The 25,658-nt window shown below is 28.6% G+C and carries 24 protein-coding genes; 14 read left to right on the forward strand and 10 right to left on the reverse strand.

Features of this window, described 5'->3' with window-relative positions; all coding sequences use genetic code 11:
* Positions 1–66 precede the first annotated feature (66 nt).
* Positions 67–1,137, forward strand: coding sequence for a DNA polymerase III subunit beta (gene dnaN, locus ACMCMH_RS05555; protein ID WP_412727853.1), 1,071 nt, complete (start codon positions 67–69; stop codon positions 1,135–1,137).
* A gap of 13 nt (positions 1,138–1,150) precedes the next feature.
* Positions 1,151–3,484 (forward strand): DNA topoisomerase (ATP-hydrolyzing) subunit B, encoded by a 2,334-nt coding sequence (gyrB, locus tag ACMCMH_RS05560; RefSeq protein WP_412727854.1) that lies wholly within the window; start codon positions 1,151–1,153, stop codon positions 3,482–3,484.
* 77 nt (positions 3,485–3,561) lie between these two features.
* On the opposite strand, the gene ACMCMH_RS05565 is transcribed toward gyrB, so the two are convergent.
* Genes ACMCMH_RS05565 through ACMCMH_RS05575 form a run of 3 tightly spaced genes read right to left on the reverse strand, consistent with a single transcriptional unit; the run spans position 3,562 to position 6,254 of the window.
* Positions 3,562–4,911 (reverse strand): class II 3-deoxy-7-phosphoheptulonate synthase, encoded by a 1,350-nt coding sequence (locus tag ACMCMH_RS05565; protein ID WP_412727855.1) that lies wholly within the window; start codon positions 4,909–4,911, stop codon positions 3,562–3,564.
* Positions 4,912–4,924: 13 nt separating this feature from the next.
* Positions 4,925–5,917: a transaldolase gene (locus ACMCMH_RS05570; protein ID WP_412727856.1), complete on the reverse strand. Its 993-nt coding sequence runs from the start codon at positions 5,915–5,917 to the stop codon at positions 4,925–4,927.
* A 10-nt stretch (positions 5,918–5,927) separates the two neighbouring features.
* Positions 5,928–6,254: a hypothetical protein gene (locus ACMCMH_RS05575; protein ID WP_412727857.1), complete on the reverse strand. Its 327-nt coding sequence runs from the start codon at positions 6,252–6,254 to the stop codon at positions 5,928–5,930.
* A gap of 53 nt (positions 6,255–6,307) precedes the next feature.
* Between ACMCMH_RS05575 and ACMCMH_RS05580 the strand changes: the two genes are divergently transcribed.
* Positions 6,308–7,735, forward strand: a complete 1,428-nt coding sequence (locus ACMCMH_RS05580; protein ID WP_412727858.1) for a COG3400 family protein — start codon at positions 6,308–6,310, stop codon at positions 7,733–7,735.
* Here the strand turns inward: ACMCMH_RS05580 and ACMCMH_RS05585 are convergent.
* The 7 genes from ACMCMH_RS05585 to rsmA form a co-directional block, all read right to left on the reverse strand.
* Positions 7,727–8,290, reverse strand: a complete 564-nt coding sequence (locus ACMCMH_RS05585) for an aminotransferase class IV (RefSeq protein WP_412727859.1) — start codon at positions 8,288–8,290, stop codon at positions 7,727–7,729. The two genes, ACMCMH_RS05580 and ACMCMH_RS05585, sit on opposite strands and share 9 nt — an antisense overlap.
* Before the next feature lie 10 nt (positions 8,291–8,300).
* Positions 8,301–9,242: an aminodeoxychorismate synthase component I gene (locus ACMCMH_RS05590; RefSeq protein ID WP_412727860.1), complete on the reverse strand. Its 942-nt coding sequence runs from the start codon at positions 9,240–9,242 to the stop codon at positions 8,301–8,303.
* Positions 9,243–9,253: 11 nt separating this feature from the next.
* Positions 9,254–10,147 (reverse strand): aspartate carbamoyltransferase catalytic subunit, encoded by an 894-nt coding sequence (locus ACMCMH_RS05595; RefSeq protein WP_412727861.1) that lies wholly within the window; start codon positions 10,145–10,147, stop codon positions 9,254–9,256.
* Between the two features lie 42 nt (positions 10,148–10,189).
* Complete coding sequence (locus tag ACMCMH_RS05600) at positions 10,190–11,371, reverse strand: replication-associated recombination protein A (protein ID WP_412727862.1); 1,182 nt, start codon at positions 11,369–11,371, stop codon at positions 10,190–10,192.
* A complete protein-coding gene (locus ACMCMH_RS05605; protein WP_412727863.1) occupies positions 11,361–12,209 on the reverse strand; it encodes a pseudouridine synthase in 849 nt (282 codons plus the stop codon). Before ACMCMH_RS05605 ends, ACMCMH_RS05600 begins: the two co-directional genes overlap by 11 nt.
* Before the next feature lie 140 nt (positions 12,210–12,349).
* Positions 12,350–14,290, reverse strand: a complete 1,941-nt coding sequence (locus ACMCMH_RS05610) for a ribonuclease J (protein ID WP_412727864.1) — start codon at positions 14,288–14,290, stop codon at positions 12,350–12,352.
* Positions 14,262–15,074, reverse strand: coding sequence for a 16S rRNA (adenine(1518)-N(6)/adenine(1519)-N(6))-dimethyltransferase RsmA (gene rsmA, locus ACMCMH_RS05615; RefSeq protein ID WP_412727865.1), 813 nt, complete (start codon positions 15,072–15,074; stop codon positions 14,262–14,264). Before rsmA ends, ACMCMH_RS05610 begins: the two co-directional genes overlap by 29 nt.
* Before the next feature lie 156 nt (positions 15,075–15,230).
* Here rsmA and hisF point away from each other — a divergent pair, with 156 nt between their 5' ends.
* From hisF to ACMCMH_RS05670, 11 genes are all read left to right on the forward strand, one after another.
* Positions 15,231–15,992, forward strand: coding sequence for an imidazole glycerol phosphate synthase subunit HisF (gene hisF, locus ACMCMH_RS05620; RefSeq protein ID WP_412727866.1), 762 nt, complete (start codon positions 15,231–15,233; stop codon positions 15,990–15,992).
* 1 nt (position 15,993) lies between these two features.
* The gene (locus ACMCMH_RS05625) at positions 15,994–16,563 is read left to right on the forward strand and encodes a purine-nucleoside phosphorylase (protein WP_412727867.1); all 570 of its coding nucleotides are present in this window, start codon (positions 15,994–15,996) and stop codon (positions 16,561–16,563) included.
* On the forward strand, positions 16,560–17,627 hold the full coding sequence (rlmN, locus tag ACMCMH_RS05630) for a 23S rRNA (adenine(2503)-C(2))-methyltransferase RlmN (protein WP_412728002.1): 1,068 nt from the start codon (positions 16,560–16,562) through the stop codon (positions 17,625–17,627). The genes ACMCMH_RS05625 and rlmN overlap by 4 nt, the downstream gene beginning before the upstream one ends.
* 88 nt (positions 17,628–17,715) lie before the next feature.
* A complete protein-coding gene (locus ACMCMH_RS05635; RefSeq protein WP_412727868.1) occupies positions 17,716–17,940 on the forward strand; it encodes a hypothetical protein in 225 nt (74 codons plus the stop codon).
* Positions 17,941–17,991: 51 nt separating this feature from the next.
* Positions 17,992–18,939 (forward strand): KpsF/GutQ family sugar-phosphate isomerase, encoded by a 948-nt coding sequence (locus ACMCMH_RS05640; RefSeq protein ID WP_412727869.1) that lies wholly within the window; start codon positions 17,992–17,994, stop codon positions 18,937–18,939.
* Between the two features lie 2 nt (positions 18,940–18,941).
* Positions 18,942–19,511 carry an anthranilate synthase component II gene (locus ACMCMH_RS05645; RefSeq protein WP_412727870.1) on the forward strand — a complete coding sequence of 190 codons (570 nt, stop codon included), beginning with the start codon at positions 18,942–18,944 and terminating at the stop codon, positions 19,509–19,511.
* Positions 19,512–19,518: 7 nt separating this feature from the next.
* Positions 19,519–20,739, forward strand: a complete 1,221-nt coding sequence (locus ACMCMH_RS05650; RefSeq protein ID WP_412727871.1) for a glycosyltransferase family 39 protein — start codon at positions 19,519–19,521, stop codon at positions 20,737–20,739.
* Between the two features lie 12 nt (positions 20,740–20,751).
* Positions 20,752–22,602, forward strand: coding sequence for an ATP-binding cassette domain-containing protein (locus ACMCMH_RS05655; protein ID WP_412727872.1), 1,851 nt, complete (start codon positions 20,752–20,754; stop codon positions 22,600–22,602).
* A 1-nt stretch (position 22,603) separates the two neighbouring features.
* A complete protein-coding gene (locus tag ACMCMH_RS05660; RefSeq protein ID WP_412727873.1) occupies positions 22,604–23,848 on the forward strand; it encodes a DEAD/DEAH box helicase in 1,245 nt (414 codons plus the stop codon).
* Positions 23,849–24,062: 214 nt separating this feature from the next.
* Positions 24,063–24,464 (forward strand): hypothetical protein, encoded by a 402-nt coding sequence (locus tag ACMCMH_RS05665; protein WP_412727874.1) that lies wholly within the window; start codon positions 24,063–24,065, stop codon positions 24,462–24,464.
* Between the two features lie 45 nt (positions 24,465–24,509).
* The gene (locus tag ACMCMH_RS05670) at positions 24,510–25,652 is read left to right on the forward strand and encodes a succinyldiaminopimelate transaminase (RefSeq protein ID WP_412727875.1); all 1,143 of its coding nucleotides are present in this window, start codon (positions 24,510–24,512) and stop codon (positions 25,650–25,652) included.
* The last annotated feature ends 6 nt before the right edge of the window (positions 25,653–25,658 follow it).

The raw sequence follows: 25,658 nt of genomic DNA on the forward strand, positions 1-25,658 counted from the left end.
CTATTCACACTAACTACTAATACTACTATTTATTTTTAATATATAAATAATAAAAAAAGGAAAAAAATGAAATTTACGATATCTAAAAACATCATTGAAAATATTGTTTCTTCTATGCAGCCATTTTTAAATAAAAAAGATTCTAGTTCTATTACTTCTCATATCTATATGGAAGTATTAAATGCTAATCTAATCATAAAATCAACTGATTATGAGATGGGTTGTGAAGCTAATGTAGCTGATATTACTGATATTATCGATGGTAAATCAACTGTTAATGGTAGTAATTTATTAAATATTATTAGAAGATTAAAAGATGATAATATAGTATTTGAAGTAATTGATAATAATTTAAATATAAAACAAAAAAGATCTAACTTTAAATTACCAATGTATAATGCAGACGAATATCCAGATTTTGTAAAACTTGATAATTTAAAATCTTTAAATATCAATACTATAAATTTAATTAATAGTATAAGAAAAATTACACCATCAATAGATAATAATAATCCAAAATTTGAGTTAAATGGTGCATTAATAGATATAAAATCACAAAAAATCAATTTTGTTGCTACTGATACAAGAAGACTTGCTGTATCAAATTTAGAAAATATTTCAAATGAAGAATCTCAAATAATCATTCCTAAAAAAGCGATTATAGAGATACAAAAACTATTTTTAGATGAAGCAAGTATAAAATATGATGATACATATCTTGTAGTTTCAAATAATAATTATACTTTTTTTACAAAACTAATTAATGGAAAATTTCCTGATTATGAAAGAATTATTCCAAAAAGTTTAAAATATAATTTTCCATTATCAAAAGCACTTCTTATTGAATCGATTAAGTTAGTTACTTCAATAGAATCTAAAATTAAAATAACATTTAATCAAGATAGTATTATTTTTGAATCATTAGATGATGATAGTGAATCAAAAACTCAAATTGATGTACAATTAAATATAGAAGATTCTTTTTATATTGCTGTAAATAGTAAATATATTTTAGATTTTTTAAGTAGTACTACAAATGAGAATATTAACATAGGATTTAATGAATCAAATTTACCTTTCTACTTAGAAGATAATAATTTCATTACAATAGTAATGCCAATAGTGTTAGATAAATAAAGGATAAAAATATATGAGTACTGAAACAGAAAAAAAAGAATACGGAGCTGGTAATATTAAAGTCCTCAAAGGACTTGAAGCTGTAAGAAAAAGACCTGGTATGTATATTGGTGATACCAATATAAATGGTCTTCATCATATGGTTTATGAAGTTGTTGATAACTCTATAGATGAAGCTATGGCTGGATTTTGTGATACTATTAAAGTAACGATTACAAAAGAAAATGGAATTATTGTTTCTGATAATGCTAGAGGTATTCCTACAGATATTCATCCCGGTGAAAAAATTTCTGCTGCTACTGTTGCTTTAACTGTTTTACATGCTGGTGGTAAGTTTGATAAAGATACTTATCAAGTTTCTGGTGGACTTCATGGTGTTGGTGTATCTGTTGTAAATGCACTTTCATCTTCTTTAAAAATGACTATTCATAGAGGTAATGAGATACATTATCAAGAGTTTCATGAAGGAAAATTTGATAAACCTTTAGAAGTAATAGGAACTACAAAAAAAACTGGAACTACAATTGAATTTATCCCTGATAATACTATTTTTGAAGTATCTGAATACTCTTTTGATATTCTTGCAAAAAGATTTAAAGAGGTTGCTTATTTAAATCCAATGATTAGTATCGTTCTTGAAGATAAAAGAGATGGTGGTAAAAAAGAGACTTATCATTTTGAAGGTGGTATCAAACAATTTGTAGAAGATACAAACAAATCAAAAGCGATAACTGATGCTTTATCTTTTAGTGCAAAAGAAGAGGGTGTTGAAGTTGATATAGCATTGATGTATAATGACACTTATGTTGGAAATACTAAATCTTTTGTTAATAATATTAATACAATGGATGGTGGTACTCACGAAGCAGGTTTTAAAGATGGACTTACTAGAAGTATTAGAAAATATCTAAAAGAAAATGCGAATGCAAGAGATAAAGATGCTAAATTAGACGGTAATGATGTACGAGAAGGTTTAGTTGCTGTTGTTTCTGTAAGAGTTCCTGAGCCTCAATTTGAGGGACAAACAAAAGGTAAACTAGGAAGCTCTTATGTAAAACCAATTTGTCAGAAACTCACCTTTGAAGCACTAAATAAATATTTTGAAGAAAATCCTGTACAAGCTAAACTTGTAATGGAAAAAGCATTAATGGCTGCAAGAGGACGAGAGGCTGCTAAAAAAGCTAGGGAATTAACTAGAAAAACTGACACTATGTCTGTTGGTACACTTCCTGGTAAACTTGCTAACTGTCAAACAAAAGACCCAGAAATTGCCGAACTGTATCTAGTGGAAGGGGATTCTGCTGGTGGTTCTGCTAAGCAAGGTAGAGATAGAGTTTATCAAGCTATTTTACCACTAAAAGGTAAGATTTTAAATGTTGAAAAAGCAAGACTAGATAAAATTTTAAAATCTGAAGAGATTAAAAATATGATTACAGCTATGGGTTGTGGAATAGGTGAAGATTTTAATGAAGAAAAAGTAAGATATCATAAAGTTATTATTATGACGGATGCTGATGTTGATGGTAGCCACATTCAAACATTACTATTAACATTTTTCTTTAGATTTTTAAGACCTATTATTGATAAAGGTTATTTATATATAGCTCAGCCACCATTATACCTATATAGAAAAGGGAAAAATGAAACTTATTTAAAAGATAATAACGCTCTTAGTAACTTTTTAATTGAAAATGGTTTAGGGAACTTTGAATTTCAAGGAATGGGTCATAACGATTTAGTAGATATGTTTAAAATTGTTTCTGCTTATAGAGGGATGTTAGAAAATCTTGAAAAAAGATACTCTTTAGTTGAAGTGATTAAATATATCATTGAAAATGATAGTTTAGTAGGTTTAGATAATAATAAATTATATGAAGAGGTTGAAAAATATTTAACTAATAGTGGATACAATATTTTGAGTAAAACAATAGATGAAGAGGCAATTCATCTATTTGTTCAAACAAATGAAGGTTTAGAAGAACTTTTGATTGATGATGAATTATTTGCAAGTCCTTATTTTGCAGAAGCTACATACCTTTATAAGAAAATTCTTGATAGAGATACATCTATATTTGAAAATAGAGATATGATAGAATATCTTGAAGAGATTGAAGAGAGTGCTAAAAAAGGGGCTTATATTCAAAGATATAAAGGTCTAGGTGAGATGAACCCTGAGCAACTTTGGGAAACTACTATGATACCAGAAAACAGAAGACTTTTAAAAGTAACTGTAGAAGATGCTGAGATTGCAAGTGAAACATTTACTCTTTTTATGGGTGATGAAGTTGAACCTCGAAGAAAATATATAGAAGATCATGCTAAGGATGTTGAACACTTAGATGTTTAATATTCTTAAGTATATAAAAAAAGGTTACCATATTTGGTAACCTTTTTTATTTAAAATACTCTATATTATAAAGTATTTTAAGCTTCTTTCATAGTTTGAGCAATCATAAATGCTAACTCTAATGATTGATCTGCATTAAGTCTAGGATCACATTGTGTATGATATCTACTTGTTAAATCATTTGTAGTAATGTTACTACTTTTACTTCCTGTACATTCTGTTACATCCTGTCCTGTCATCTCTAAGTGTATACCACCAGCAACTGAACCTTGAGCTTTATGAATTTGAAAAAATTGTTTTACTTCACCTAAAATATTATCAAAATCTCTTGTTTTATATCCATTGTCAGCTTTTTCTACATTTCCATGCATAGGATCACTAGACCAAACAACTTTTTTCCCTTCTGATTCTACTTTTTTAAGTAATTTAGGAAATTTGTCTGCAATTTTATCTGCACCCATTCTTACAATAAGATTTAATCTTCCTGCTTCATTCTCAGGATTTAAAGTATCAATAAGTTTAATAAGTTCATCTTCTTTCATAGATGGTCCTACTTTACATCCTATAGGATTTTTTATACCTCTGAAGTATTCTATATGTGCTTCATCAAGTCCTCTAGTTCTATCACCAATCCATAACATATGTGCACTACAATCGTACCAATCACCAGTTAAACTATCCTTTCTTGTAAGTGCTTCCTCATAGTTTAATAAAAGTGCTTCATGAGAAGTAAATAAAGTAGTTTGATTTAAAGCTGCTGTATTTGAAGATTTTATTCCACAAGCTTCCATAAACTTTAAACTTTCGCTTATTTTTGAAGCTAACTCTTCATACTTTTCACCTAAAGTATGATCTTTCATATAGTTTAAATTCCAAGAGTGTACTTTATTTAAATCAGCCATACCACCTCTTGCAAATGCTCTTAAAAGATTTAGCGTAGCAGCACTTTGATTGTATGCTTTTAAAAGCTTTTTAGGGTTTGGAGTTCTTGATTTTAAATCAGTTGCAATATCATTTACTATATCACCTCTATAACTTGGGTATTCTACACCATTTATAGTTTCTGTATCACTACTTCTTGGTTTTGCAAATTGTCCCGCAATTCTTCCTACTTTTACTACAGGTTTTCCTGCACTAAATGTCATAACTACAGCCATTTGCATCATTACTTGAAATAATGATTTTATGTTATTTGCATTAAATGCTTTGAAACTCTCTGCACAATCTCCACCTTGAAGTAAAAATGCATCACCATTGGCTACATTGGCTAATTGTGCTTTTAATTGTCTTGCTTCTTCTGCAAAAATTAAAGGTGGATATGAGGATAACTCTTTTTCAACTTTTTTTACTTTTTTCATATCTTGGTAGATAGGTTGTTGTTTGATTGGAAAATCTCTCCATGAATTTGGTGTCCAAATTTTACCCATAATTATGTCCTTTTTAAATTTTTACTTTTTTTAACAAAACTTCAAATGAAGATTTAAATGCACTTAAGCCATCAGCCAATAATTGTTCTGATGTTTTTTCTATATTGATGTCTCTTTTTGCTAGTTTTTCAAAATATTTATCACATTCATCTTCAGTGATTACTTTTGATTTACTTTTTTCACCATTTTCTATCCATGCTTTTATTGTTGATAAGGGAGCTGTATTGATAGTATTTTTATAAATTAAATTATCAATATAATAAGTTGGTTCTAAATCATCCCCTTTTACACCTGTACTAGCAAATAGTGTTCTGATATTGTCATTTTGAATTTTTTCTATCTCATAATAACATTTAAGAGCATTCATAATTCCAACTTTGGCAGGTTCTAAATCTTTTTTTATCATTAAACTATCAAGAGTTCTATCAAATCTACTTACAAAAACAGATACAACCCCTTTTGTGTCTTTCCCACTTTTAAGAATACCTTCATTTAGTGCTTTTGCAGACTCAAGAGCTTGAATTGAAGAAAAAATCAATGTTGCATTTACATTTATACCTAGTGTTGTTAACTCTTCCATTGCTTTATATCCAGCTTGAGTTGCTGGAACTTTGATCATTACATTATCATGAGAAATTTGTTTATATAAACGAATCCCTTCTTCAACTGTAGCTTTGGTATCATCACAAAGTAATGGATCAACTTCTAAAGAGATAAATCCATCATTTGCATCATTGTCATATAAAGGTTTGAGAATCTTTGCTGCTGTTTTTATGTCAGAAATTGCAAGTTCCTCATATATTTTTTTATTTTCATTTGCTTGAAGCATATTCATTTGTTGTGTATAAGCATCAGATGAGCTAATTGATTGTTCAAATATAGCTGGATTGCTTGTAGCTCCATGAATTACTTCATTAGTAACTAAATCTTTAAATTCATTTTCTAAAAAATCTCTTTCTACAAAATCACACCAAATGGAATAATTTATCTCTTTTTTTAAACTCATATACTATATCCTATTTTATTTTTTTGCAAGTTAGGTCTTTTTCAACATTTCTTTTAAAATCTTTTAAAACAAAACCTTTGCATATCTCATTTTTTGATAAATCTGTAAAGCTTACTGTGTATTTATAACCTTTAACATTGATATCTTCTCTTAAAAACTCATGGTTTGCATACACTTTTACATTTTCTATATTATTATAACCTAACTGATGAAGAATTTTGGTTACCTTTTGTGATTGCCCATAAGAGACAAGAAAGAACCATATAAATCCTAGACTAACTAATATAATCATAAAATAAACAGTTTTTTTTGGTAGTTTTCTAACTTCTGTTTCCATTTATATCCTTCTAAATAACGCGTATTTTACCATAATTTAGATATAATCAAGGTATGAAAAATGTACTAGTTATATTAGATGGTCACATTGCGAAACATCTAATGAAAAGAATGATTGATTTAAATAATAATTTTAATCAATATGATATCATATATACAGATGATTTTATTTTAGAAGATAATTTACCATCAAATTTTACTTTTTATAAATTTGATCCTACAAGTTATTCTAAATTATCTTTTGTGTTAAGTAAAGTGGTTTATCAAGATGCTTTAGTTGTATTATCTACAAAAGAAGACACAATTGCTGTAATAGAAAATATTCGAAGAAACTATAAAGATTTAAATTTTAATGTTTATGATAAATGGAATATACAATTAGATGATACAAATATTCAATATTATAGAGGAAATGATGTTTTATCAAATGGTTTGATGGAACTCCTACCAAATATCCCTGTATTTGCACAAAATATCGGATTAAAGCAAGGTGAAATAATGGAAGTGAAAGTTCCATTTGGAAGTACTTATGCGTATAGATATATTGGAAGTATTGCTCAAAAAGATTGGAAAATAGCTGCACTGTATAGAAATCAACAGTTATTAAAAGTAAAGGCATCTTTAATTATAAAACCAAATGATATTATGATCATTATTGGAAAGCCTAAAGTTTTAATGCAAGTATATAATGCAATGTCTAAAACTATTGCACAATTTCCTATGCCTTTTGGACAAAATTTGTATTTATATATTGATATGTATATTCAAAGTGATGAAGAGATTTTGCGTGTACTTAAAGATGCTTTGATATTACACAAGCGTATTAAAAATTCATCTTTAGTTGTTAAAATCACAAGGCATAGTAATGTCACTATGATAAATAAAATAACAACTCATTTAAAAGGTATTAAAAAAGTTATTATTAATATGGATTATCACAATAAAGGGATGAGAAATATTTTAAAAGAAGATAAATATAAATGTGACATAGGAATGATAATTTTAACTAAAAGTTTAATGGCAAATAAAACTATTTTAAAAGATATTTTAAAATTAAAAATTCCAATTTTTAAAATAGGAAATGAAAACATCTCTTCTTTAAAAAGTTCTTTAATTTTATTGAACGATGATAAAATTTATGAACAAATTTCACCTATATTATTTGATATATCAAGTCAATTGAAAATTACACCTAAAGTATTTGATATAGATCCTATGGGTGATTCTAAAAGGGAAGATTTAATATCTCATTTAAATAATTTAGGAAAAATATTTAATCAAAAAATTGTAGTTGTAAGTGAAAGAGCAAACCCAATAAAAAGATTAGATGAAGAACAAAATATTTTACAAATTCTCCCTATTAAAGAGACTATGTTAAAGAAAAGATATATAAAATTTTTAACTACAGATAGCGATTTACTTTCATTTGATAGTAATAAATTTAATCAAATATTGATACCAGTTATTGATGATTTAAACTAAAAATTTAAAATCTTCAATAATATCAAAATCAACCATTGCATTTAAAAGTGCAATTTTTTTTGCTTTTAGTAACTCTTTTATTGTTATATCTAATTCTTTGATAATATTTCTATCCAAATAACGCAATCGTGTAGTACCAAGAAGTAAAGGTTTTTTTGGTGTATACCATTGGTCATCTAAATACACGGCTATATTTGCAATACTAGTATCAGTTACAAGACCATTTTTTACAATAATAATTTCATCCGCATTTTGTCTTTTTTCTACCAATTTATCAATTCTTTTTCTATCTAGATATTTTGAATTGTATTGTATATCATTATCACAAACTATTTGAAAAGTTTTAATCGATTTTTTAGAGTAGGGGGTATATGTTATATCAATAATTTCATCTTCATTATAGATAACTTTGCATCGTAATAATTCATCACTTATTGGATAGATATATTCTCTGAGATTAAAGTTTTTTCCAATTGTTTTGGCTATTCTTTTTTCATGGTATGGTAAATTTAATATCTCATTATCTTCACATTTTATAGTTTCAAAATAGTTCATAAATCTCCTTTTATGGTATGTAAACTTTATCACACATCTCTTTATACTCTTTCTCTACACAACTATCACTTGTGATACCTCCACCACTTTTGTATAGATATTCATTGTTCTTATTTTTTTCAATGTATCTTATGATAACTGAACTATCCAATGTCTTTCCATCATATACTCCAAAAACACCTGTAAAGTATCCTCTATCGTAGTTTTCTATATTTTCAAGTATCTCTACGGTTTTCTTTTTTGGAGTACCTGTAATACTTCCTGCGGGTAATAAAGCATCAATAATATTTCCTATACTCTTTTCCCAATTATTTTCCAAGTTTCCTGATATTTTTGAACTTATTTGAATAAGCTCTTTTTCACCTGCATTGACATGATCACAATAACGAAAATTTTCAACCTTAACATTTTTGGAAATAATTGATAAATCATTTCTTAACAAATCAACAATCATTGTATGTTCGGCTAACTCTTTTTTATCTTTTAAAATTATTTGCTGAGCATTTGGTATGTTTGCATCAATTGTACCTTTCATAGGATAAGTGTATATTTTATTATTTTTAATTTCACAAAATCTCTCAGGAGAGAAACAAACAAATTTGTCTTTATACAAAAGTTTAAACTTTGCATTCGCAATAGAATATATTTCATTCAAGCTAAGATTTGTTTTTACTTTTGTTTCTGTTGTAAGGTTTGCTAGATAAGTATTTCCATTAAGAATTTCTTCTTTTAAAAGATCAAATTTTTTAGAATATTCTTTAAAGCTTATATATTCTTTTTTTAATGGACTATTATGAATATGTAATTTTGGTTTATTTGAAATCTGGAATCGAATATTCTTTGGTAGTTTTGATAATGGAATAACTTCAAATTCAGTTTTCATATAATTTGTGATGAAAAAAAACGGTTCTTTTTTTTCACCATAAAAATTTAGATTTTCTATAAAATTCAAGTTGTGTTTATTTACTGATTTAATATAAGTTTTTTTAAACAAGCCATTCTAATTGCAACACCATTAGTAACTTGTTCTAATACTTTTGAGCGAGAATCCAATAAAACTTCATCACTTATATCAATATTTCTATTTACAGGACCAGGGTGTAAAACAATAAGATCTCTATTTTGAATGATATCTTTTGTTATACAATATTTTTTTGCATATTTTTTGGTACTTTTTTCTAATTCCTCTTGCGTTCTTGAAAAGTTATGTCTTTCATGCTGAACTCTTAAACTTAAAATTATATCTATATCATCTATAACTTTTTTGATATTTTTAACGCTTTTATATTCTGAAACTACATTAAAAATTTTTGGACTTACTAAAATAGGGTTGATTCCAAATCTTGGTAGAAGTTCTAAATTTGATGAAGCAACTCTTGAATTTACTATATCACCTACAATCGCTACATTTTTTCCATCAACATCATAATTATAATGATCCATTATTGTGTATAAATCAAGTAATGCTTGAGTAGGGTGCGCATTTCTTCCGTCACCAGCATTTAAAATAGGGCATTTTATGAATTTAACTAAACTTGCAGGTAATCCACAATCACTATGTCTGATAATTATAGCATCAGGTTTCATAGCATCTAAGTTTGCAATAGTATCCTCTACTGTTTCACCTTTTTTTGTTGAACTTGTTTGTACCTCTAAGTTTACAACTTCTGCCCCTAATCTTTTTGCAGCAATTTCAAAACTACTTCTTGTACGAGTTGAGTTTTCAAAAAATAGTGTAACTATGATTTTCCCTTGTAAAAGATTGTTTGATTTTAAATCTAAAAACATTTTTGCATCGTCAAAAAGTTTTAAAATTTCTTCATTTGAAAAGTCTGCTGTGGTTATAAGGTGTTTCATTTTTTCTCCTAGAGGTTTTGTTATTTTAATTTTGTGATTATATCATATCTTAATTTTAGATATCCAATCAGATAGCGTTTTTTCATAAGCAATTTGTTTACTTTCATAAAAAGTTATATTTTTTTCTAAATATTGTTGTTTAACATATCCTCCAAAATCATGAGGATATTTATATCCAATGTGTGCATCTTTAAGATGTAGTGGTATATCTAAAACCTCTTCATTTTCAACATAAAATAAAGCACTATTAATAGCACTATAAGCACTATTTGATTTTGGACAAGAAGCTAGATAAATTACGCATTGCCCTAAAATTATTCTTGATTCAGGAAATCCAATTTTATTGCAACTTTGCATTGTACTATTTGCTAGGTTTAATGCATGAGGATTTGCATTTCCTATATCTTCACTAGCAAATATAACAAGTCTTCTTGATATAAAGTCAACACTCTCACCTCCATCAATCAAACGAGCAAGATAATATAAAGCAGCATCAACATCACTACCTCTTAGTGATTTTATCATAGCACTTGTTATATCATAGTGACTTTGAGAAGAACTTACACCATCTCCCATACTACTCATTCGTAATTCTTTTAAAATATGTAGTGTTATATGTTTTTCAATTTTTGATGAAAAATCAAGTAAATTTAATAAGGCTCTTCCATCTCCACTACTACTTACAATAAGATAATCTATAGCTTCTTTATCTATAGTTATATCAAGTATTTTCATTGCTTTATTTAATAATATCTCAAGTTCTAAAGAGGTTAAAGTTTGAAATTCATAAATAAAACTTCTTGATCGTATACCATTTGTAAGTGAGAAAAATGGATTTTCTGTACTAGCACCTATGATAATTGCTTCATAATTTTCCATAATAGGAAGTAAAACTTCTTGTTGTGTTTTGGTAAGTCGATGCACTTCATCGATAAAAATGAGAGGTTTTATTAGCGCGCCATCATATCTTTTAAATATCTCTCGTAACTGTTCTATTTTTAGACTTGTTGCATTCATATTGTAAAAATCGTATCCGCTAGTTTTAGATATAATTTTTGCTAAAGTAGTTTTACCAGTTCCTGGAGGACCATAAAAAAATAGATGTGGTATCTCTTTTTTTATGATAAGTTTGTGAAGTGCTTTGTTGGGTGCTATTATGTGAGATTGACCTATAAACTCTTCAAGAGTTTGAGGTCGTAAAATATTTGCTAGATTAGTACTCATCGTCGTATAAATCTTGGTTATCTTTCTTTCTATTAAGTTTATTTTGTTGTTTCATAAATTCTCTTAAGTTATCGTACTCATCTCTTTCTAGGTATCTTACTTTTCCTGATGGAAGATTATTTAAGTTGATACCGCCAAAACTTACCCTTTTAAGATCAACAACTTTTGCTCCAAAGTGTGCAAAAAATCTTCTAAGCTCTCTATTTTTACCCTCAGAGATAGCAACTTTTAGTTTAGAGTATTTTGGTGTACTTGTTTGTATTTGGTATCCTAAAAATGGTTTAAATTCCATATTTATTGTTTTTGTATTATCCCAAGCACCAGCAGTTGCATCATCAAGTGTGATACCATTATCCATAGCACTTATCATAGCTTTACTTACTTCACCTTCGATTTTAATTTTATATACTCTTTCCAGGTCTGAAGTCATAATTGCTGTTGCAATTTTTGGATCATCTGTTAATAAAAGCATCCCTTCACTAGCGTAATCTAGTCTTCCTACAGGGATAAAATGACTAAACTTTTTACCAATTGTATCATAAATGATTTTTCGTCCTTGTGGATCATTTTTCGAAACAATTTCACCTTTTAATTTATTGTAAACTATAACTGTAGATGGTCGTGAAAAGTCAACCTTGACTGTTCTTCCATTTACTTTTACTATTGTTTTAAAACCTACTTTAGTAGATAAATCACCGATTACTTTACCATCGATTGATACTTTACCAGCTTTGATTAATTCATCTGCTTCTCTTCTACTAAATCTACTATTGTGTGAGATAAACTTATTTAGTCTAGTTTTACCTTCATCTTCATTTCTATTGTCATTATTTCCCATGATTATTCCTTTTGTTTTGATAGTGGTATTATAGCTAAATTTATTGACTATTGTTTCTTTTTTGCATTAAAAAAGGGGAAGTGAATTTATCACTTCCCCTTTTTATTTGTTCCATGTGGAACATTTTATACAATATATAATTATTGAACAAAAATTGTAGGTACAATCATTGGGTATTTTCTATATTTTCTTATACAATGTTTTCTAACAACTTTTCTTAGTTCTTCTTCAACTGCTCTTGTATTTTGTAAAATACCTGGTTTAATATGTTCTAAGAAGTTTGCTAAGATATCTTCAATCTCTTTAGCAAAGTGTTTTTCTTGTTTTGAATCAACCATACCAAAAGAGCTTACTCGTGATGGACCTACTACTTTTCTTTCATCTTCTGAAATTTGTGCAACAATCATAATTACACCTTCATTAGCCATAGTTTGTCTATCAATAACAACATCATCACCAATTTTTCTATTTCTTTGGTTATCGATATAAGTTTTACCTGTTTTTACTGTTTTAACTTTTTTAAGGAATTTTGGTGCAATCTCTACTTGCTCTCCATCACTTAAAATGTAAGTATTTCTCTCTAAAACACCACAGTCAATACCTGTTTGGATATGTCTTACAACATGGTTGTATTCACCATGAATAGGTAAGAAAAATTTAGGTTTACAAAGTCTTAACATAAGTTTTTGTTCTTCTTGACCAGCATGCCCAGATACATGAATATCTGCATAGTTCTGGTATGCAACAGAAGCACCTGCTTTTTGAATTTGATTGATGATTTCAGATACACTTCCCTCATTTCCAGGGATTGCTTTAGCTGACAATACTACAGTATCTTCTGGCTTGATTTTAATATGTCTATGTTCATGAATAGACATTCTAAATAGTGCTGACATTGGTTCACCTTGAGAACCAGTTGTTACTATTAAAACTTCTTTATCTAAGTGTTTATTTACTTCATGTGCATCTATAAAGTGTTCTTTTCCAAATTTTAAATATCCTAAAGTTAATGCGATATCTAAGTTTTTCTCCATACTTCTACCAATAACACAGATTTTTCTTCCATGGTCAATACCAGTTTGAATTGCTTGTGCAACTCTATGTAAATTTGAAGAGAATGTTGACATCAAAATTCTACCTTTTGCTTTTGAAAATATTCGTTCAAAAGTAGGTCCAACAGTTTTTTCTGTTTTCGTAAAACCTGGAGAGTGAGAATTTGTACTATCACTTAAAAGTGCTAATACACCTTTTTCACCATAGTAAGCAAGTCTGTGTAAATCTGCAGGATATCCATCAACAGGTGTATGGTCTATTTTAAAATCTCCTGTATGAATGATTGTTCCAGCTTCAGTTGTAATAGCTAAAGATGAACTATCAATAATAGAGTGAGTCATATGCATCCACTCTACTTCAAAATCACCTATTTTAATCGGTTTTCTTTTTTGAACAGCTCTGAAGTAACTTCTATGTTGTTTCATTTTATGTTCATCAAATTTAGAACCAATAGATTCTAAAGGTAAAGATGTACCATAAATTGGAACTTGTAGTTCTTTAAAAATATATGGCATAGCACCAATATGATCTTCATGTGAATGTGTAATACAAATAGCAGAAATCTTGCTTCTAATTTGTCTCACATAAGTAAAATCAGGAATCAAAATGTCAACACCATGCATAGAATCATCTGGAAAAGACATCCCTACATCAATAATAATTGCAGAAGTATCAGTTTCAATAACCATCATATTTCCACCAATTTCACCTAGTCCACCAAGCGGAGTAACTTTAATACTTGCTTCTGATTTTAGGTTCAATTTATTGTGTGGATTTAATCTTTCTTTTTGAATTCTTTCATTTGTTTCAAATGCTTTTTTTAAATCATTTGTCCAGCCATTACCACTTACAGGTGGTTTTCTCTTTTGTGGAGCTGTTTTACCTTTTTGATTTGTATTTGAAGATGAGTTTGCACTCTCTTGTTTTTTTGCTGTTTGAGGTTCAGCTTTATTTGTTGCTGCAGCATCCAGTTTTGTTTGTATTGTTTCTGCTTGCGGATTAGCAGGTTGCGTTTTGTTCTCTTCCATTATTTGTTACCTTTGTATAAATATGGCTATACAAAGAAGCATCAACTTCATGAGGTCTTGCAGTTTCTGGTATATTTAATTCTTCAAATATATCAATTAAAAGTTTCTTATTATGAAACGCAGATAAATTTTTTATTAATTTTTTTCGTGGTTGCACAAAACAACCCTTTAGAAATTTTTTAAATCCTACACTTACTGATTTGTCTAGATCTTTTTTGATATAGATTACAGCAGAATCCACCTTTGGCGGAGGATTAAAACTTTCAGGAGGAACAACTATTAAAGTTTTTGCCTCTTTTGAAACTAATTGTGTTATAACACCAAGTGAAGAATATTCTTTATCTCCACAAGATGCAGTAAATTTATCTGCAACTTCTTTTTGAACCATAACGATGATGTGCTCACATTTTACATCATCAAATGCATTCAAAATAATATTTGTTGCTATATAATAAGGCAAGTTGGCAATCATGTCATACTTGCTATTATAAAGTGAATTATTTTTATTCCATTGCTCTAAAACATCACCTAAAATGATATTTAGTTTTTTAGATTCTAATTCACTTTGAAACTCTTTTTGCAAAATAGAGTATAAATCTCTATCCACCTCGTAGGCTGTTACATCTTTGCACTTGACAAGTTTCTTTGTCAAATCACCTAAGCCAGGCCCAATTTCCACAAGGTGGTTGTCATTATGGGGCATCGATTGGATGATTTCAATTAATACAGAATCGTCTTTTAAGAAATTTTGTCCAAATCTCTTTTTTGCTTTTACATTTATCATATTAAATTCGAGTGTATCGTAAAAATGCTTATAGTAATATTAGTATTTTAATTAATTATGTTCCACATGGAACAAATTGAGTCTATTTTGTTACTATTGCGTATGTTTATAATCGATTGGCTATAATAAGAATATATATAATAATAGGAAAATGAAATGAGTTTTTTTGCAAAAAGAATTATACCTTGTTTGGATGTTGACAATGGACGAGTGGTAAAAGGTGTTAATTTTGTTGGTTTACGAGATGCAGGTGATCCTGTAGAAGTTGCGAAACGATATAACATTGAGGGTGCTGATGAGATTACATTTTTAGATATTGGTGCTTCTCATGAAGGAAGAGATACTATAGTTGATGTTGTAAAAAAAGTTGCACAAGAGGTTTTTATACCACTTACTGTTGGAGGAGGTATACGAAAACTTGATGATATTTACAATCTATTAAATGTAGGTTGTGATAAAGTAAGTATCAATTCAAGTGCTGTTACAAATCCAGATTTTATTAATCAAGCTGCTAAAAGATTTGGTAGACAATGTATTGTTGTTGCTATTGATGTAAAAAGAGTTTCTGATGGTTCTTATCATGTTTTTGTAAAAGGTGGTAGAGAAGATACAGGTCTTGATGCATTAGCTTGGGCAAAAGAAGTGTATGACAGAGGAGCGGGAGAGATACTTTTAACATCAATGGATGCAGATGGTATGAAAACAGGTTTTGAAACGAATATCACTGGACAAATTTCAAAACTTGTAGATATTCCCGTTATTGCTTCAGGTGGTGCTGGTTCAATGGAACATATAAAAGATGCTTTTTTATGTGGAGCAGAAGCTGCACTAGCTGCTTCTATTTTTCACTTTAAAGAGATTGATATTATGGATCTCAAAAGATATTTAGCAAAAAATAACATTCCGGTAAGATTATAAGATGATAGTATGTGCAGGAAATAATGAAACATTTTCATTTGCAAGTACGATTGGAGTAGGGCTTATAGAAAGTGCTATGAATCTAACAAGAATTTGTATGTTTGATAAGCCAGATTATATTATTTTTATAGGGAGTGCTGGTAGTTATGGAGGGTATAAACCTTTTGATATCGTTGAGAGTTCAAGTGCAGCAAATTTGGAACTTTCATTTTTAGAAAATAACTCTTACACTCCTATTGATAATGTTTTAAAATGCGAAGATACAAAACTACAAAATGATACAATTGTAAATTCATCAAATTATATCACTACAAACGCAACACTAGGTAAAGAATATTTACAATATGGAATTGGTATAGAAAATATGGAATTTTATTCTATAGTAAAAATTGCACAAGAATTTGAGATAGATGTTAAAGGAATTTTTGTAGTTACAAACTATACAAATGAAAAAGCACATCAAGACTTTATATCAAATCATCAAGAAGCAATGGACAAATTAATCAAACATTTGGAAAAGAAAAAACTAATTGTTCCACATGGAACAATTAAGGGAAAGGAAACATTATAAAAACATTATATGACTTTACTTTAGAAGAATTACAAAATGAAGTGAAACCAAGTTTTAGAGCAAAACAGATATACAACTGGATATATAAAAAATATGCTACATCGTATGATGAGATGAAAAATATACCAAAAAATCTAAAAGTAGAATTAGAAGAAAAATACCCTATGGATATTTGCAAAATCATTAGAATAGAAGAAAGTTCTGATGGAACGAAAAAATATCTTTTTCAATATAAAGATGGAAAAACAGCAGAAGCGGTACTTTTACTTATGAAAGAGAAACAAAAAGATGAAAATGGAAATATCACAAAAAGTGAACAATATACTTTTTGTATCTCCAGTCAAGTTGGATGTAAAGTAGGCTGTACTTTTTGTTTGACAGCAAAAGGTGGATTTGTACGAAATCTTACTCCTGGTGAAATAGTGACTCAAATTTCATATTTAAAAAAAGATAATAATATAGCTGAAAATAAATCAGTAAATCTTGTATATATGGGAATGGGTGAACCACTTGATAATTTTGATAATGTAGTCAAAGCTATCAAAATCATATCAGAAGAAGATGGACTTTCTATAAGTACAAGAAGACAAACAATCTCAACAAGTGGAATAAGTACAAAAATAGCAAAACTAGGAAAACTAAATCTAGGTGTACAGTTAGCTATCTCATTACATGCTGTAGATGATGGACTAAGGTCTGAGCTTATTCCTATGAATAAAGCATACAATATTCAGTCAATTATAGATGCCGTTAGAGAGTTTCCAATAGATACAAGAAAAAAAGTGATGTTTGAATATCTTGTAATCAAAGATAAAAATGACGATACAAAATCAGCAGATAAGTTAGTAAAACTTTTAAATGGAATCGATGCAAAAGTGAATCTTATCTATTTCAATCCATTTCCTGGTACAACATATGAAAGACCTTCGAAAAATTCTATGATGAGATTTCAAGAATATTTATTAAATAAAAAAGTAATTTGTACAATTAGAGAATCAAAAGGTATTGATATAAGTGCTGCTTGTGGGCAATTAAAAGAAAAGGAACAAAATGGGAACTCTTGATGTAGTAATGTTTATATTTTTAGCCCTTGTTTTAGTGGGTGGAATGATAGGTTTTTTTGTATACAATAACAAAGAGGAAGAATAGTAATTGAATAAAAAAATATATGAAAATAGATGGATGGTTATGCTCATTCAAATAATGAGCATATGTTTTATTTTAATCACAAAATTAGATTTGACTTTGAAACTTATGATGGTATTTGGATATTTTATGTTATTTAGACAAAAGAGATGGCATAAACATCTACTTATTATGTTACTTATGACATTTATTTTATCTTTTTCTAGTAATGAATTTCAATTCAATATATAAGCGCTATTATGCTAAAATAATTATATTAAGTACAGAATTAAGGTGTCAATAATGAATATAAACAATATAGCAAAAGAAGTATTTGAAATAGAATCACAAGAGATAGCACGACTATCTGATTTGCTTACAGAAGACTTTAGTAAAGCTATAGATGCAGTTTACAATGCAAAAGGAAAGTTTATCATCTCTGGTATGGGAAAATCAGGAATTATAGGTAAAAAAATTGCTGCTACACTAGCTAGTACAGGAACTCCAAGTTTTTTCTTACATCCAGGTGAAGCATATCATGGTGATCTAGGGATGATTGAAAAAGATGATATTGTTCTTCTAATATCTAATTCTGGTGAAACAGATGAAGTGTTAAAGCTAATTCCTTTTTTAAAATCTCAAGAAAATATTGTGATTGCGATGAGTGGAAAACCTCAATCGACTTTGGCAAATAATTCAAATTTTCATTTAAATGTATCTGTTGAAAATGAAGCCTGCCCTTTACAGCTAGCACCTATGAGTTCAACAACAGCTACTTTAGTTATGGGTGATGCTATTGCGGCTGCATTGATGAAACTTAGAGATTTCAAAGATAGTGATTTTGCACAGTTTCATCCAGGTGGAAGTTTAGGAAGAAGACTTTTAACAAAAATAAAAGATGTTATGAAAAAAGACAACCTTCCTATCTGTTCTCAAGACTCGAAGGTAAAAGATATCATCCATACTATTACAGCAGGTAAATGTGGTTTAGTAGTTGTAATGGAAGAGAATATAATAAAAGGTATCATTACTGATGGAGATATAAGAAGAGTGATGGAAGATCAAGAAGAAAACTTTTTTAAACTTGATGCAAAAGCTATTATGAGTTCTTCCCCAAAACAGATATCTGCTGATTCACGACTTATTGAAGCAAGTGATATTATGAGTGAAAAAAAGATAAATTCACTTTTAGTAGTAAATAAAAATTCTGAATTATGTGGTATAGTTCAAATGTATGATTTAGGAATATAAATATGATTTTAATGATTGATAACTATGATAGCTTTACTTATAATATAGTTCAATATTGTTTGGAGTTGGGTGCAGACTTAAAAGTGATAAGAAATGATGAACTTACTATTGAAGAGATAAAGGATTTAAATCCAGAAAAAATTATTATCTCTCCTGGACCTGCAACGCCAAATGAAGCTGGTGTGTGTTTAGAAGTTATAAAAGAGTTTGCTAACACTACACCTATTTTAGGTATCTGCTTAGGTCATCAAAGTATTGCACAAGTATTTGGAGGAGAGGTTATAAAAGCACCTGTTATGATGCATGGAAAAACTTCTGAAATAGAAATATTATGTGATGATGTGATGTTTAAAAACTTACCACAAAAAATGATTCAGACACGGTACCACTCTTTAACAGTCAATAAAAATAATCTACCTAAAGATATTATTGTAACTTCTAAAAGCTTGGATGATGATGAGATTATGTCTTTACGAATTAAAGATAAAAATATCTACGGTGTACAATTTCACCCTGAATCAGTAATGAGTGAATATGGTCATGAAATGTTAAATAACTTCTTAAAATTATAGGTTTAAAATGAAACTCAGTAAATATGATATTGGCTTTATTGGGTTACTCTTAGCTCATGTAGCTGTATTGTTATTTGTGATTGATAATTACAGTATATCTGCAAAAGAAGCTACTATCTATTTTTCAGATAGTTTAAATGTTTTAACACTTCTTACAAATTTTTCTACTTCGTTATTTGGAGAAAATGACTACTCTTTGCGTATACCTTTTGTTTTATTTTATATTGGAAGTGTTATTTTATTGTATCTTTTAACAGATAATTATTTTAGACTACAAAGAGATAGACTTATAAGTATCATGATTTTTATGTTACTTCCTGGTATCAATAGTGCAGCACTTTTAGTCAATGAATCAATAATTGTAGTTTTTGGAACATTATTATATTTATATTTATACAAGTTAAAAGAGAAAGAATACTATATACTTTTGGTGCTATTTTTGTTTATAGATAACTCTTTTGCTATTTTATTTTTAGCACTATTTTTCTACTCGATAAATAAAAAAGACAATACATTATTAGTCGTATCCTTAATATTATTTGGATTATCAATGAGTATGTATGGATTTAGTGTTAATGGCTCACCTAGAGGATATTTATTAGATACTTTTGCTATTTATGCAACAATCTTTTCACCAGTTTTATTTTTATACTTTTTTTATGCTTTATATCGTACTGGTATTAAAAGGGAAAAAGATTTATATTGGTATATATCTATGACAGCATTAGGACTATCTCTTGTGTTTTCTCTAAGACAAAAAATTGCTATAGATGATTTTGCACCATTTGTAGTTATAGCAATTCCAATTATGGTAAAGTTATTTATTCACAGTTTACGAATCCGTTTAAAAGAGTTTAGAACTTTTCATTATGTTTTATTAAGAATTACACTTGGTGTTTTAGTTTTGAGCTTTTTACTATTTATTTTTAATAAGGCATTTTATATGTTTATTAAAAATCCTACATCTCATGTAGCTCACGAACATTATGTAGCTAAAGAGTTAGCAAATAAATTAAAAAGTTTATCAATATATGGAATTTCAACATTAGATAAAAAACTTTCAATCCGATTAAAATTTTATGGAATAAAAAAAGATGAAACAAAACTTTTAAGTGAAAAAAAAATAGGCTTAGATAATAAAGTTATACCTATTATGTACCAAAATAGAATTATTACACAGTATTACATAATTGATGTAAACAATGTAAAAGCACAAATAAACAATTAGAAAAAGAGAAAAATGATACAACTAACAAATATAGCAAAAAGATACGGAACACAAGAATTATTTCATGATGTAAATTTAAGAATGAACAGTGGTCAAAGAATTGGACTAGTAGGACGAAATGGTACAGGAAAATCTACACTTTTTAAACTTATTTTAGAAGAAGAGTTTTATGATGATGGAGATATCTCTATTCCAAAAAATTATAAAATTGGAGCACTAAAACAACATTTAGAGTTTTCAGAAAAAAAACTTGTTGATGAAGTTTCTTTATCTTTAGCAGAGGATGATAAGTTTAGTGTTTATAAAGTAGAAAAAATACTTTTTGGTTTAGGTTTTACTGGTGAAGATCTAGAAAAAGACCCATTATCATTTTCAGGTGGATTTCAAATCAGAATCAATCTTGCAAAGTTACTTATTACTGAACCAAATCTTCTTTTACTAGATGAACCTACAAACTATCTTGATATTTTATCTTTACGGTGGCTAAAAACATTTTTAAAGTCTTTTGATGGGGAAGTAATCCTGATAACGCATGATAGAGATTTTATGGATGCTGTTTCAACACATACTATGGGTTTAAATCGTAAAAGTTTAAGTATCATAAAAGGAGATACTCACAAGTTTTATGAGCAACTAAAAAGTGACGATGAACTCTATGAAAAACAAAAACTTTCGCAAGATAAAAAAGTAAAAGAGCTTGAAGAGTTTATAGCAAAAAATAAAGCACGAGCTTCAACAGCCGCACAAGCTCAATCAAAAGTAAAACTTTTAGAAAAAATGGATATCTTAGATGACTTAAATTTTGAAAATTCTTTAAAATTTAACTTTAATTTTAAAGATACTCCAGCAAAAGTTTTACTTGATATAAAGAACTTAAAGTTTGGATATACAAGTGATATGATTCTGTTTGAAAATGTTTCATTTACTTTAAAAAAGGGCGAAGTACTAGGTATAATCGGGAAAAATGGTAAAGGGAAATCAACTTTACTTAATACAATCGCAGGGGAACTTAAACACCTTGATGGAACTGTTGAGTATCATGGGACAAGTGAAGTGGGGCATTTTGGACAAACAAATATCTCACACCTAAACCCCAAAAATAATATTATGGATGAGATCTATTTAGGTAACCCAAAACTTCCTGAGTCAACAGTTAGAAATATTTGTGGCTCTATGATGTTTCCAGGCGATAGTGCGAAAAAAAGTATTTCGCTACTTTCAGGTGGAGAAAAAAGTCGTGTGATGTTGGGGCAAATAATTGCAAGAGAAGTAAATATACTCTTTCTTGATGAGCCTACAAATCATCTTGATATGGACTCTATTGATGCTTTAACAACAGCAATAGAAAATTTTGAGGGCTCAGCTATTATTGTTACACATAGTGAAGAGTTGTTGCGTCGTGTTTGCCATAGGTTGATTGTATTTGCAAAAGATGGTGCAGAATATTTTGATGGTAATTATGATGACTTTTTAGAAAAGATTGGTTGGGATGATGAAACAGAAAATGATATCAAAGAAGATAAAAAAGAGATAAATAGTCAAACTTCTAAAGTAAACAAAAAAGAGAATAAAAAACAAAGAAGTATGCTTATTCAAGAAAGAAGTAAAGCAACTTCTGGACTAAAAAAAGAGGTTGAAAAATTAGAAAACCTTATCATGGAAAATGAAGAAATTGTAGAAACATTACAAGAAGAGTTGATTAGTGCTTCAAATAAAGGTGACAATAGTAAAGTTATAGAATTGTCCGGTGATATAAGAAACTATGAAAAAGTGATCGAAGAGAGTTTTGAAAAGCTTGAAATTGCTCAAGAAAAACTTGATACAATTCTTGATGAATATGAAACAAAACTTGAAGGTCTATAAGATGCAATTTAACGAACTAAATCTATCTCAGGAATTACAAAATGCACTTTTAAAAAATGACTATAAAAATGCTACAACTATTCAAGAAAAAGTTATCCCTTTGGTTTTAGATGGTTCTGATGTGATGGCAAAAGCTCAAACTGGAAGTGGAAAAACTGCTAGTTTTGTGTTACCACTTTTGAATATTTGGCAAGAGCAATTAGTAAAAAGAACAACAAAAAAACCAAAAATCAAAATACTAATCTTGACACCAACAAGAGAACTGACTATTCAAGTATCAAATAGCATCAAGAACTTTAGTAAAGAGTTTATTCAAAAACCAAAGATAGCAACAGTTATAGGTGGTGTAAGTATAGGAGATCAGCTTTTAGAGATACAGCAAGGAGTTGATATAGTTGTTTCAACAACAGGAAGACTTCTCGATATAATAGATAAAAAACAAATCAATTTGTCTTTTTTAGAACACCTTGTTTTAGATGAAGCAGACAAAATGCTCGATCTAGGTTTTGCTGAAGAGTTAGATTTGCTTTTAAAAGAGCTCCCAGAAAAAAGACAAAATTTGCTTTTTTCAGCAACTTATCCACAAAAGATGTTAGAAATTGCTGCTAAAATTACAACACATCCAATGAGTATAGAGATTGAAAATGAAGAACCAACTGTTGTAAATATAAAACAAAGGGCAATAAAAGTAAACAAAGAAAATAGAAACGCATTATTACAAGAGCTTTTACGAAAAAATAAATGGAAAAGAGTTTTAGTATTTGTTTCAAGTAAAAGATCTAGTGATAATATTGCAAATAAGTTTAGAAAAAAAGGTTTTTTGGCAGACTCTTTTCATGGAGATTTGATACAAGAGGATAGAAACTTTACTTTAGATGAGTTCAAAGAAAACAAAATCAAAATACTTTTTGCAACAGATATAGCAAGTCGTGGTTTACATGTAGATGATATTTCGTGTGTGATCAATTATGATTTACCAAGAGGAAGTTCTGATTATGTTCATAGAATCGGACGAACTGGACGAGCTGGAAAAGAGGGCGTTGCTATATCTTTTATTGGTTTAGAAGATTTTGAACATTTTAACTTAATAGAAAAAAAAGTAAATATCTCTTTAGAAAAAGAGGAGATACAAGGGTATGAATTAGAAGGTATTCCTATTTTAAAAGAGAAAGGAAAAGCTCCAATAAAAGGGAAAAGAAAAAGTAAAAAAGACAAACTACGAGAAGCACAAAATAAAAAGTTTTAAAAAACACACAAAGGCCTTCTCTCTTTTAGAGATTGTTTTTGTACTCATTATTTTAGGAATAATCTTATCTCTTAGCGTTCCTAAAAATCAAATCTCAAAGCTAAATCTTGCAACACAAAAAATTATTTTATATCTAAACTATACTAGGTATATAGCTCATATCGATAATAAATTTGATATCAGTGATGATGAATGGAAGAAAAGACTTTGGACTTTGAAGTTTTTAAATTGTCAAAGTAGTATAGGTGGTTTGTATTATAATGTGTATAGTGATACACAAGGTGGAACAGGACATTTTGAAAAAGAAGATACACTTTTAGACCCTTTGAACAATAAATATCTTTATTCAAATCAATGTAAAGAAGATACTATAGGGGATAAAAGTAAACATGTCCTTTTGACAAAAGAGTATGGTATATCCAAAGTTGATGTGAGTTGTAATACAACATCAACCATAGGACAGATTAGTTTTGGATATGATGGAAAAATATATTCACAACTTGGAAAGAATATAAAAGAGATAACAACACCTTGTGAAATAAAGTTATTTAATGAAAAAGATAAATTTACTACAATAATGGTTGAGCCAAAAACTGGCTATATACATAAAATTTAAACTATCATTTGGTATAATCGCGGGATACAATATAAAGGAATCCCTTTGCATAATTTTGAAAAATATCCATTTGAACGACTCAATGAATTATTAGAAAATGTTACACCAAATTCTAATTATGAATTAAGTAGTTTGACAATAGGTGAACCACAATTTAACACTCCTGATTTTATTCAAGAGGAACTTCAAAATACCACAAGCCTACTTAATAAGTACCCTAAAAGTTCAGGGGAAGAGTTTTTGCGAGTTGCTATGAGAAATTTTATCTCTAAAAGATTTAATGTTGAAGTGAACAATGAAGAAATTATTCCAACATTTGGTACAAGAGAGGTGTTGTTTAACTTTCCTCAATTTTTACTTTTTGGAAAAGATGATGCTGTTATAGCTTATCCAAATCCTTTCTACCAAATCTATGAAGGTGCGGCTATTGCTTGTGCTGCTAAAGTGATTCATATGGATATGACTAAAGAGAATGATTTTTTAGTAAGTTTGACTGAAGATCAGATGAAAGCTGCTGATTTAGTTATATTAAACTATCCTAGCAATCCCACAAGTGCAACAATATCAAAACAAGAATTAACAACTTGGGTTCAAAATGCTTTAAAATATGATTTTGTCTTGATAAATGATGAATGTTATAGTGAACTTTACTTTGATGAGTCAAATAAACCTCTATCTTTATTAGAAGCTTGTGTAGAAGCAGGAAATGATACTTTTAAAAACTGTTTAGTACTAAACTCTATTTCAAAAAGAAGTAGTGCTCCTGGTTTGAGAAGTGGTTTTATATCAGGTGATGCAAAAATTTTAAAAGAATATATGAAATATCGTACTTATGTAGGATGTGCTTTACCAATACCATTACAAAAGTCAGCAGCAATTGCTTGGAATGATGAAAAGCATGTAGAGACTTTTCGTAGAACATATAAAGAAAATTTTCAAATAGCAAAAGAGGTACTCAATATTGATATTCCAAATGCTACATTTTATATTTGGTTAGAGGTAGAGGATGAACTAAAATTTACTCAAGAGTTGTATAAAGAAGAAAATATAAAAGTCTTACCGGGAAGTTTTTTAGGTAGAAACGGTATTGGAAAAAATTATATTAGAATTGCTTTAGTTGAGAATAATGATAAGACAAGAGAAGTATTAACAAGATTAAAAAAATTCATAGATGGATATAAAGTATGATAAAGG

The sequence above is a fragment of the Arcobacter sp. 15-2 genome (genome assembly GCF_047159865.1).
Classification (GTDB): domain Bacteria; phylum Campylobacterota; class Campylobacteria; order Campylobacterales; family Arcobacteraceae; genus JAIOSF01.